This is a genomic window from Streptomyces sp. DT190 (assembly GCF_049846985.1).
In the GTDB taxonomy this organism is placed as follows: domain Bacteria; phylum Actinomycetota; class Actinomycetes; order Streptomycetales; family Streptomycetaceae; genus Streptomyces.
This window is the reverse complement of sequence record NZ_JBNCNM010000023.1, coordinates 97,242-108,690: the sequence shown is the minus strand read 5'-3', so window position 1 is coordinate 108,690 and position 11,449 is coordinate 97,242. Positions and strand designations below refer to the sequence as shown.

At 71.5% G+C, this 11,449-nt stretch carries 7 protein-coding genes; 1 reads left to right on the top strand and 6 read right to left on the bottom strand.

Features of this window, described 5'->3' with window-relative positions:
- Positions 1-40: 40 nt before the first annotated feature.
- Together ACPXCS_RS31585 and proB are read right to left on the bottom strand one after the other, a co-directional pair.
- Entirely contained in the window at positions 41-499 is a 459-nt protein-coding gene (locus ACPXCS_RS31585) for a hypothetical protein (RefSeq protein ID WP_425951302.1), read from the bottom strand.
- A gap of 146 nt (positions 500-645) precedes the next feature.
- On the bottom strand, positions 646-1,827 hold the full coding sequence (gene proB, locus ACPXCS_RS31580) for a glutamate 5-kinase (protein ID WP_425951276.1): 1,182 nt from the start codon (positions 1,825-1,827) through the stop codon (positions 646-648).
- Between the two features lie 310 nt (positions 1,828-2,137).
- Here proB and ACPXCS_RS31575 point away from each other — a divergent pair, with 310 nt between their 5' ends.
- Positions 2,138-4,174, top strand: coding sequence for a hypothetical protein (locus ACPXCS_RS31575; RefSeq protein ID WP_425951275.1), 2,037 nt, complete (start codon positions 2,138-2,140; stop codon positions 4,172-4,174).
- A gap of 57 nt (positions 4,175-4,231) precedes the next feature.
- On the opposite strand, the gene ACPXCS_RS31570 is transcribed toward ACPXCS_RS31575, so the two are convergent.
- The 4 genes from ACPXCS_RS31570 to ACPXCS_RS31555 all read right to left on the bottom strand — a co-directional run bounded on the left by ACPXCS_RS31570 (position 4,232) and on the right by ACPXCS_RS31555 (position 11,311).
- Entirely contained in the window at positions 4,232-5,440 is a 1,209-nt protein-coding gene (locus ACPXCS_RS31570) for a glycosyltransferase family 2 protein (RefSeq protein ID WP_425951274.1), read from the bottom strand.
- Positions 5,441-5,642: 202 nt separating this feature from the next.
- A complete protein-coding gene (locus ACPXCS_RS31565; protein WP_425951273.1) occupies positions 5,643-7,751 on the bottom strand; it encodes a hypothetical protein in 2,109 nt (702 codons plus the stop codon).
- 173 nt (positions 7,752-7,924) lie between these two features.
- On the bottom strand, positions 7,925-9,421 hold the full coding sequence (locus ACPXCS_RS31560) for a D-ribitol-5-phosphate cytidylyltransferase (RefSeq protein ID WP_425951272.1): 1,497 nt from the start codon (positions 9,419-9,421) through the stop codon (positions 7,925-7,927).
- Between the two features lie 339 nt (positions 9,422-9,760).
- Positions 9,761-11,311 carry an alkaline phosphatase D family protein gene (locus ACPXCS_RS31555; protein ID WP_425951271.1) on the bottom strand — a complete coding sequence of 517 codons (1,551 nt, stop codon included), beginning with the start codon at positions 11,309-11,311 and terminating at the stop codon, positions 9,761-9,763.
- Positions 11,312-11,449: the final 138 nt, after the last annotated feature.

The window sequence follows — 11,449 nt, the reverse complement described above, 5'->3', positions numbered from 1 at the left end:
AGACACCCCGGGACACCGCGCGAGACCGCCCCCGGCCGGGTCAGAACGGGTGGACGCCGACGGGCGAGGCCGGGGGCGGCCCGTACCCCTCGGCGATGCGCTGGTGGTAGGTCGCGCGGTCGATGACCTCCAGGCCGACGATCTCCCAGGGCGGCAGTCCGGCGGTCTGCCGGTGCTCGCCCCACAGCCGGAGGGCGACGGCAGCCGCGTCGTGCAGGTCGCGGGCCTCCTCCCAGTAGCGGATCTCGGCGTGGTCGACGGCGTAGCGGCTGGTGAGCAGGAAGGGGTGGTCGTGGGCCAGCTGCTCCAGGGCGCGCCGGACCTCGGGGAGCGGCGCCTCCTTGCCGGAGACGCTGAGGGTGACGTGCCACAGGCGCGGAGTGTCCGCGGGTTGCTCGCCCTCGAAGCGGTCGCCGGCCGCCACGCTGCTCAGGGCCCGCTCCTCACCGGCCGCGCGGGAGCCGGTACCACCACGGGACGCGGGCGTCCCAGGGCGCACTCGTCTCACGACGGCCTCCTTCGTTCAGTGGCGCCGCTTGTGGCGCTGCTGCGGAACAGTTCCCCGAGACAAAGTTGAGCAGGCCGCAAGGGATCGTGGGGCGGTTTTGCGGAACGTCCACCACCGAGGGCGGACGTTTCGGCCCATTACGGATGCAGGACCACCAGGTCGTCCCTGTGTACGACCTCGCGTTCGTACGCGGGTCCGAGGTCGCGGGCGAGCTCCCGGGTGGAGCGGCCGATCAGCCGCGGGATCTCCTTGGAGTCGAAGTTGACCAGCCCGCGGGCCACCGCGTGCCCGGTGCCGTCCCGCAGCTCGACCGGGTCGCCGGCGCTGAACTCGCCCTCCACGCCGGCGATCCCGGCGGGCAGCAGCGACTTACGGCGGTCCACGACGGCCTGGACGGCGCCGTCGTCGAGGGTCAGGGCGCCCTGCGGGGTGGAGGCGTGCTGGAGCCACAGCAGCCGGTCGGCGGAGCGCCGGCCGGTGGGGTGGAAGAAGGTGCCGGTGTCCTGGCCGGTCAGGGCGTCGGCGGCGTGCACCGCGCTGGTGAGCACGACGGGGACGCCGGCGGCGGCCGCGATCCGGGCGGCCTCGACCTTGGTGACCATGCCGCCGGTGCCGACGCCGGCCTTGCCCGCGCTGCCGATCTCGACGTGGGCGAGGTCGGCAGGGTCGCGCACCTCGGCGATGCGGGAGGTGCCCGGCCGGCCCGGGTCGCCGTCGTAGACGCCGTCCACGTCGGACAGCAGGACCAGCAGGTCGGCGTGGACGAGGTGGGCGACCAGGGCGGCGAGCCGGTCGTTGTCGCCGAAGCGGATCTCGTCCGTGGCGACGGTGTCGTTCTCGTTGACGATCGGGAAGGCGCCCATCGCCAGCAGCTTGTCGAGGGTGCGCGAGGCGTTGCGGTGGTGCGCCCGGCGGCTCATGTCGTCGCTGGTCAGCAGCACCTGCCCGACGCGGACGCCGTAGCGGGCGAAGGAGGCGGTGTAGCGGGCGACCAGCAGGCCCTGGCCGACGCTGGCGGCGGCCTGCTGACGGGCCAGGTCCCTGGGGCGGCGGCGCAGGCCCAGCGGGGCGAGACCGGCGGCGATGGCGCCCGAGGAGACCAGGACGATCTCGCGCTCCCCGCCGCCCTCCCGTCTCCCGCCACCACCCTCAACCGAGGCCCTACGGGCCGCCCCCTGGTTTCGTACCTTGGCGAGCACGTCGACCAGCGCGTCCACGCGGTCCGCGTCCAGGCCGCCCGAGGCGGTGGTCAGCGAGGAGGACCCGACCTTGACGACGATCCTGCGGGCCTCGCCCACGGCCTGCCTTGCCCCTGCCACGTCGCCGTCCGTCCCCTCGCTGCGTTCCGGTCGCTCACCGGGAAATCTACGGGACGCGCGGGGACGGCGCCGAGCCGGTCCACGCTACGGACGGTGCGGGCGGCGTCACGGGAGGACGACCGCGATGCCTCCGGCCGGCCTCCTGACCACCCGCCCCACGACAGGAACGCGATATTCCGCTACCGTCCGACGGCGCGACGGGGCGTCCTCGCCCACCGCGGCCCGAGGACACGCGCGTGTCGTCCGGAGGTCGCCACGCGTTAACCCGGACGGCCGACCTGCGCCGAACCGACGCCCTGGAGTGACCGCAGTGCCCGTACCTCTTCCCCGCCCGCCGGCCCTTCTGAAGGGGCTGGTCACCGTCGTCCTGGCCGCCGCGTCCGCCGCCCAGGCGGTCGCGGCGCTGCTGCCCCACGTCCCGCTGCTGCTCGCGGCGACCGCCGTGTCCCTGGCCGTCGAGGGCGTCCTGTACCGGTGGCAGCGCGGTGTGCTGTCGCTGTTCGCCAAGTCGCACGCGGACATCACCGTGCGCCACGTCCTGCGGGACCTGCTGCTGGTCGTGGCGCTGCTGCGGATCGGCGAGCAGGACCGGGAGACGGTGTACGCCCCGCTGGTGGGCGGGCTGCTCGGGTTCTACGTGCTGCACTGCGCGATCCAGGCGGTCTCCGTGCTGGTGCGCCGCACCCGCACGCTGCCGGTGGTGACCCGCAACATCGACGCCTCCGAGCTGCGGCTCTCCCCGGCCCCGGCGGTGCTGCTGCGCCGCCCCGGGCTGCGGCTGCTGGTGTTCGGCCTGCCGGCCACGGCCGGGCTGCTGGCCGGGGCGGCGGGCGACCGGCCGGTCCTCGCGGCCGCGGGCATCGGGCTGTCCCTGCTGCTCGCCCTGGGCGGCCTGGGCGCGCTGCTGCTGCGGCTGCTGCCGGGGCGCCGGCCGGCCGACGAGCAGCGGGTGCTGGAGTGGTTCGACGCCTGGCTGGCCTCCTACCGGCCCACGGTCGGCCTGTACTTCTCCGGCGGCGCCTCCTCGGCCTACCAGGCGAACATGTGGCTGGAGCCGCTCGCCCAGCTGGACGGCAGGCCGGTGATCGTGCTGCGCGAGCGGTTCATGGTGCAGAAGATCGCAGCGACGGACGTGCCGATCGTGTGCCTGCCGAAGGTGTCCACGCTGATGCGCCTGGAGCACTCCACGCTCCAGGTCCTCATCCACCCCTCGAACTCCGGCAAGACCTCCCAGGTGCTGCGCATCCCCACGATCAAGCACACCTTCGTCAACCACGGCGAGAGCGACAAGCTCTCCTCGTGCAACCCCTACGCGAAGGCGTACGACGAGGTGTGGGTGGCCGGGCCGGCCGCGCGCGAGCGGTACGCGCTGGCCGAGGTCGGCGTCGAGGACAAGGACGTGGTGGAGACGGGCCGCCCGCAGCTCGACGGTGTGCTGCCGTACGCGGGGCCGCCGGCCGGGGCGTGCACGACCGTCCTGTACGCGCCGACCTGGGAGGGCTGGGACGGCAACCCCGGCAACACGTCGGTGATCGCGGCGGGCGAGAACCTGGTGCGGGCGCTGCTCGCGGACCCGGCGGTGCGGGTGCTGTACAAGCCGCATCCGCTGACGGGGTCGGTGGACCCGCGCGCGGGCGCCGCCGACCTGCGCATCCGGGAGCTGATCCGCGCGGCGAACCGGGAGCGGGCGGGTGCGCGCGGGCCGGCCGGAGCCGAACTGGCCCTGCGCACCGCCGAGCTGGACCGGCTCACCACGTCCGACTTCCGGTCCGGGGCGGACACGGTGGAGCGCATGCTGGTGCAGTCGGCGCCGGAGCCGGGCCGCGCGCGGGCGGTGGCACGGGCGACGGCCGCCTGGGAGGAGGCCTACTGGGCGTCCCTGCCGGAGGGCGAGCACCAGATCATCACGGACGTCCGGCCCGCGCTGTACTCCTGCTTCAACGTCGCCGACCTGCTGATCAGCGATGTGTCCAGCGTGATCAGCGACTTCCTGGCCAGTGAGAAGCCGTACGCGGTGGCCAACACCAGCGGGCTGCCCGAGGACGCCTTCCGCGCGGCGTTCCCGACGGTGGCGGCGGCGACCGTGCTGACGCCGGACGCGGCCGGGGTGCCGGCCCTGCTGGAGGCGGTACGGCACCCGGAGAAGGACGAACTCGCCGAGGCCCGGGCCGAGCTGAAGCTGCGTCTGCTGGGCCCGGCCGAGCCGTCGTCGCAGGAGCGTTTCAACGAGGCCGTGCGGGCGCTGTGCGCGAGGGCCCGGGACCACCGGGCGCGGGTGGCGGAGCGGCTGGCCGCGGAGCTGCCCGGCCAGCGCACGGAGACGGCGGTCCCGGCCGCGCCGCGCTGACGGCAGCGCGGGACGCGCGACGAGGCGGGGCCGGGGGGAGCCCGGCCCCGCCTCCGTTCAGGCCGCCGTCCGCACCTCACGGGACGTCAGCACACGCCGCGCCTTGCGCACGGCCCGCCGCACCAACGTGTCGACGCCGCCCTCGCGGTAGCCCGGGAACGTGCGGGCCTCGCGTGGCCCGGCGAGATAGACCGCGTCCGGGACGCCCGCCGCCCGGTCGCGGAAGTGCGGATAGGCCAGGTAGACGCGGCGGCCCCTCTTCTCCAGCAGGGCGGGTGCCTGCTTCTTGGCCTTCACGAACCGCACCACGTCCAGGAGCAGGTCCGGGCGCTGCTCGGCGACCAGGTGCAGCCGCAGCCGCTCGTGGACCTTCAGGCGCTCGGCGACGCCCTCCGTCCAGTAGGTGTCCATCAGGGGCTTGGCCAGCTCCAGCTTGTGGCGGCGGACCTCCTCGCTGTCGGTGGCGAACTTCGGGCCGAACTGCGGCAGCAGCGTGACCAGGAAGGGCCGGAGCATGAGCTGGTCGCGCCGGCCGCCCGCCGGGACGAGCTCGGCGATGAGCTCCATCAGGGCCCGCGCCGAGTCGAAACGCAGCGTGTAACTGCCGCTCTTGGTCACGTGCTTGCCGTCGTCGCGGCCGACCAGGTAGTAGCAGGTGTGGTCGGCGACCACCGAGACGCCGTTCGCGCGGAGGTAGGCCTCCATCGTGAACAGCGCGTCCTCGCCGGTGAACAGCGACTCGTCGAACCGCATGCCGTGCCGGTCCAGCAGCTCGCGGCGGAACAGCTTCTGCGCGCTGAGCGTGAACTTGATGTTGGAGGAGAAGACGTCCGTCCGCTCCACCGTCTTCCCCCACATGGACTTCGGGGCCGAGCGGTTGACGCCCTCGACCTTGCCGAGGACGACGTCCGTGCCGGCGCGGTCGGCCATGGCGACCATCCGCTCCAGCGCCTCGGGGCCCAGCCGGTCGTCGGCGTCGAGGAAGAAGACGTAGCGCCCGCTCGCCTTGCCCAGGCCGACGTTGCGCGGGCCGCTGGGGCCGCCCGAGTTCTCCTGGCGTATCACCAGGACGTGCATCGGAGCCCGCTCGGCGAACTCCTCCAGGTACTCCCCCGTGCCGTCCGTCGATCCGTCGTCCACCGCGATGACCTCGATGCGCCGCGGATCGATGGTCTGTGCCTCGACGGACGAGAGGCACTCGATCAGATACGGCATCGCTTCGTACGCCCCGATGATCACGCTCACATCAGGCTGCGCCACGGTCACGTTTCCCCCTAGTCAATGGGATATTCCCCCCGTATCGCCTCATTCGCTACTTGGTAGACGGGTGATCGAGGCAAGCGGTTGCCTCGCACACCGGTGTTAGTGGGACACGTCACATGGTGAACGGACCGGAAACGGGAGCATAAAAGGGCTCGGCCCCCGAGGGACTCCTCGGGGGCCGAACTCTCAAATGATGGGCGGCAGTTCAGCCCGTGCCGACACCGTCCGTGTCACCGGCCGTGGACACCCGCTGCCCCGGCACGGCGTTCGCCAGCTCCGGGTCCGCACCGGCGGCCGCGGCCCGTGTCTGCTGGCCGAGGTTGCGCGTCTCGGCCTTGAGCGCGAGGTTCGCGACGGCGGTGTTGAACTGCTCCAGCGAGGTCGGCTCGTCCGGGCCCAGCAGGTACTGCTTGAGCTCCTTGCGGTCCTCGGCCAGCGGGTCGGCGGCCGGGTCGCGCACGGCGCCCAGCAGCTCGCCCAGCTCGTGCGCGCTGTTGGAGAGGATCACCGCGGCGCGCACCGCCGTGTTGTTCCGCTTGAACTCCTCGACACCCACCTCGGCGGAGTCCGTCACCGCGTACGGCTTGCCGCTGGCGATGAAGTCGGAGACCACGCTGGAGATGTCGGAGACCATCGCGTCGGAGACGTTGAAGCAGTCGTACAGCCGCGGCTCGGCGCCGGTGATGACCCGGTGCTCCCAGCTGGGGAAGGAACGCCAGTAGGCGTCGTTCCACTCGGCGCGCAGCCGGGCGGCCTCCTCGTGCCGGGCGACGTCGACCAGCCCCTCACGGGTCGCCTCGGCCTCGTCGCCGCGGTCGCCGCCGGAGCCGGACAACTGCGCCAGCCGGGCCTCGATCCGGGCCAGTTCGTCCTTGGCCTGCGCCTGCACGGCGGTGTCGGCGACGAAGCGCGGGTCGAGGGCGCGCTCGGCCGCGGCCTTGCGGACCAGGGCGGTGATGCGCTGGTGCGCGGCGCCGGCCTCCTTGCTGACCGTGCCCGTGAAGGGGTGCGGCTTGTACAGCACGCGCACGGGCGGGTCCGCCGCGACCAGCTTCCGCACGATGTTCTCGCCGGCCAGCACGATCGAGGTGTTGCCCGGGTTGCCGTCCCAGCCCTCCCAGGTGGGGGCGTACAGCACCGTGGGGATACGGCCCTCCGGCACGCCCTGCCAGGTCTGGATGGGGGCGAGCTGGGGGCGGCCGACCTCGACGATGTCGTCGTCGCGGACACCGACGTCGGCGATGGCGTAGCGGTCGCGGCCCGCGCGGCCGGCCGTCCACACCTCGTCGTAGACCTTGCTGTACGGGTTGACGCTGGCGAGCTTGTCGCTGTCGCCGTGGCCGATGAAGACGTGCTTCATGGTGGGCACGCGCAGCAGGTGGATGTTCTTGCCGACGTTGGCCGCGTACAGCGCGACGCGCACCGTGGACAGGTCCAGGTTCATCAGGTGCACCCCTCCGGGCACGCAGATGACGGGGACCGTGGTGGGCGCCAGGTTGTTCAGGATGACCCGCTCACGCAGGATGATCAGCGGCTTGGAGTCCAGCTTCTCCATGGTGTCGAGCCACATGTTGACCTGGTACGCGGAGTCCTTCGAGCCGGAGAAGTACAGCACCGTCTCCGGCTTGTACTCGCCCAGCCAGTCGTCGACGGCGGCCAGCACGCGCTCGGCGTTCGGCGGGATCCTCCGGCCGCGCACGTACGGCATCAGCGCCAGGACGTACAGGGTGGCGAGGGCCACCGTGAGGCCGATGCCGGCGAAGCCGATCAGGGAGGACTCCAGCTGCGCGGCGAGCAGGATGCCGACGACCGCCGCGAGGTCGAGGTGGAGCATCTTCTCGGCGGAGCGGTGCAGCAGCCGGCGCGGCGGGGCGTCGGGGATGCGGATGCGGGACTTCAGGTCGACGTTGCGCGTGGCGACCGGCATGCGGCGGCGGTTGCGGATGAGCTGCACCAGCGCGCCGTGCGGGGCCTGCAGGCCGTAGAAGGCGATGAAGCAGGCGATCGCGCCGTAGTAGATCAGGTTGTCCGCGAGGGACAGCCGGGCCAGCAGCAGGACCAGGAGCAGCTGCCGGATCAGGAAGCGGATCGACAGCCCGGCCCGGACCTTGCCGAGGCGGTTGATCAGGTAGCTGCCCTTGCGGTGCAGATAGTGGTCCGCCAGGTACGTCACGGCGGCCGCTGCCGCGAAGGCGGGAACGCTCGGGACGAGCGCGGCCAGCATGAGGGCGGGGAAGCCCGCCACCATGAGGACCGCCGCGGCCAGCTCGGCCGCGCTGCCCACCCGGGCGACGCGAATAGCGGTGGATATCACGGAGAAACCTGCTCTTGGGAGGGGTGTGCCGGTCTTGGTTCTGAATGCGGCTGGTCTGTGAATATTCGCGGGACTGTATGGATTCAGGCCCCTGCGAACACTCCTGATGACGGATCCCCGTGAACAGGAGGGCGCAGAGGCCTGAATTACCGAAGTCTAATTGGCGCCAATTATTACACGCCGTCCTGCCGGTCCAGCACCGAGGCCAGCGCCTGCTCGAAGCCGGACGCACGGGCCGCGCCGGCCGTCGGGTCCTGCTGGCGGACGTCGATGACGTGCCCGGTCAGCTCGGACAGCAGCACGTCGAGCGACGTACGGGCGACCGCCTCGGAGGACAGCAGGGAGCCCGCGGGCTCCTGGCCGAAGGCCTTGGTGCGCATGGGGGTCGCGGTGCGCTCGGGGTTGATGCAGTTGACGCGGACGCCGTCGCCGGCCCACTCGTCGGACAGGGCCTGGGTGAGGTTCACCATCGCGGCCTTGGTCGAGGAGTACAGGCTGTACTCGGCACGGCCGCGGGTGTAGCTGCTGGAGGTGTAGAGCAGCAGCTGGCCCTTGGTCTCGGACAGGTACTTGTACGACGAGCGCGCGATCTGCACCGGGGCCAGGTAGTTGACCTTCAGCGCCTCCTCGATGGTGGCGTTGTCGGTCTCGGCGAGCTTGCCGATGCGCAGCACGCCCGCGGTGTTCACCACGTAGTCGATCCGGCCGGTCTCGGCGTACGCCTTGGACAGCGCGTCGTCGACCTCCTCCGGGTTCTCCACGTGGGTGCCGGTGGTGGAGCGACCCAGGGCGTAGACCGTGGCGCCGTAGGACCCGGCGAGCTCGGCGATGTCCTTGCCGATGCCGTAGGAACCGCCGAAGACGACGATCGTCTTGCCGGTCAGCAGCTCGCGGTAGGCCTCCTCGGAGACCTGCTCGGGCGCGGCCGTGGAGGCGAGCTGGAAGAGCTTGTCGGCGATGAAGACGTCGACGGGCTGGGTGACCTTCATGTTGTACTCGTCACCGGCGACGACGTGGATCGGCACGTCCGGCAGGTACTTGAGCACGACGGAGCAGTCGTCGGTGGCCTGGAAGTTGGGGTCGCCCGCGGCGACCTCGTAGGCCCGCTTGATCGTGGACAGCTTGAAGGCCTGCGGCGTCTGGCCGCGGCGCAGCCGGGAGCGGTCCGGGATCTCGGTGATGAACTCACCGTCCTGGCCGTGCGTGCGCGTGACGATGATGGTGTCGGCGGACGGGATGGCCACGTCGACGGCCTGGTAGCGCTCCAGCGCGGCGACGCAGTCGTCGATGACGCGCTGCGACAGCAGGGGGCGCACGGCGTCGTGGAAGAGGACGTTGACGTCCTCGCCCTCGGCGAGACCCTCACCGAGGGCCGCGATGGCGCGCTCGGTGGTCTCGTTCCGCGTGGAACCGCCCTCGATGACCTTCGAGACCTTCTTGAAACCGGCCTTCGCGACGATCTTCTCGATGTCGGGCACGTAGCCCTGCGCCATCAGCACGATGATGTCGTCGATCGAGTCGGCGTTCTCGAAGGTGGTCAGCGTGTGCTCGATGACTGCCTTGCCGGCGATCTTCAGCAGCTGCTTGGGGATCGACAGACCCACCCGCTGACCGGTGCCACCGGCCAGGATCACTGCGGTGGTACGGGGCTTGGCTATGTGCTGGGACACAGGTGACCTACCTTGGGGCGACAGGGAACTTCGAAATGGTCCCACTCTTGGTTACCGCAGTGCAAGGTGAGCGCCCTCCACCGCATATGTGCGCGCAACCTGTCATTCACCTGGCACTGCTGGTGATTGGCGAGACGGTTCCCACGGCGCCCCGGGCGCCTCGACAATTGCTGTGAGTAACTCCACAAGGAGTTCCGGGTCAAGATTCCGCAGCATTTCGATCTCGGTGCGGGCAAGGCATCCGGGCACTCACGGCCGGGTGGCCCTCCCGCACGGCAGGAGCCCGGGACTCCGAAGAGTCCCGGGCTCCTGTGTGCCGCCGGTGTACGGGTGTTGTGGTCAGACGACCTCCACGCCCGGCCGGCCGGCCTCGACCCGCAGGCGGGCCAGCGTGCTCGGCGTGGCCTGCGGCTGCCGGACCGTGTCGACCACCCGCACCTGGGCGTCGATGGCGGCCCGGCGGATGTCGAAGAGGTGGTAGCCGCGGTGCGCGTCGAGCAGCTTCCAGTGCGGGTTGTCCGGCCGCCGCGGGTCCCACTCCCGCCGGAAGGCCTCCTGGTCCTGGTCGCCGTTGCTGGAGATGGAGGTGCCGACGAACTCGGCGCCGACGACCGCGGAGTCCGGGTCGGCGTAGTCCTCCTTGAGGTCGCTGATCATCGTCAGATGCCGGTCGCCGGAGAGCACCACCGGGTTGCGGACCTGCTTGAACTCCTGCAGGAACCGGTTGCGTTCGGCCTGGTAGCCGTCCCAGGCGTCGTAGAACCAGAGCTTGCCCTCACCGACCTTGAGGTCCGTCTCGGCCATCATGATCTGGGACGCGACGAGGTTCCAGCGGGCGGGCGAGTCCTGCAGGCCGTTCAGCAGCCACTGCCTCTGGCGCGCGCCCAGCATGGTCAGCGACGGGTCCTGGGCGCCTTCCTGGCTGGTGGCCTGGTCGCTGCGGTACTGCCGGGTGTCCAGGACGTTGAGCCGGGCCAGGCGGCCGAACTCCAGGCGGCGGTACATCCGGATGTGGGGGCCGTTCGGCACGGCGGTGGCGCGGACCGGCATGTGCTCGTAGAACGCCTGGTAGGCCGCGGTCAGCCGGGCCACGAACGCGTCGTGCGGCTGCTTGTCGGGGTCCTGCGGGATCTCACCGGCGAAGTCGTTGTCCACCTCGTGGTCGTCGAAGCTCACCACGAAGGGCGCGTTCGCGTGCATCGCCGCGAGGTCGGGGTCGGTGCGGTACTGGGCGTACCGGTTGCGGTACTGGACGAGGCTGAACGGCTCGCCGGTGCCCTCGTGCCGGCGCAGGGCCGTCGCCGAGGGCGTGGACTCGTAGATGTAGTCGCCGACGAACACCACGACGTCCGGGTCCTGGTCGAGCATGTCCGCGTATGGCGTGAAGTAGCCGTGCTGCCAGTTCTGGCAGGAGGCGAGGGCCACGCGCAGGGAGCCACCGGCGCTGAAGGGGTGGGGCGCGGTGCGGGTGCGGCCGACGGGCGAGAGCTGGCCGCCGGTGCGGAAGCGGTACCAGTGGGTGCGGTCCGCGCGCAGTCCGCGTACGTCCACGTGAACGCTGTGCCCGTACTCGGGCCGGGCCTGGGCGGTGCCGCGGCGGACGACCCTTCTGAAGCGGTGGTCCTCCGCGATCTGCCACTCCACGGGCACCACCCGGTCCGGCATGCCGCCACCGTTCAGCGGGTCCGGAGCGAGCCTGGTCCACAGCACGATGCCGTCCGGGAGCGGGTCCCCGGAGGCGACGCCGAGGCTGAACACCCCGTCCGGCAGCGGCGTTTCGGCCGCGTGCGCGGCGGCCGGGAGCCACAGCTGGGCGGAGGCCGCGGCACCGAGCACCGCGGCGCCCCCGGTCAGAAAGCGGCGTCGGTCGGGGGATACTGCTCCGGTCATCGGCTGACTCCCTTACCTCGCTGACCACTTGGACAGGGGAAGCTTCACGCTCGCGGGCGGCCCGCCCGCTGAACGCCGGGGTTCGCGTACATGACAACTAAGCAGACAAAAGAAGACCCGCCGCCAGCGCTGGAACAA

What these genes read in the sequence shown, in the direction of transcription:
- ACPXCS_RS31555 (WP_425951271.1), bottom strand. Translation starts at nt 11,311, where the DNA reads ATGACCGGAGCAGTATCCCCCGACCGACGCCGCTTTCTGACCGGGGGC.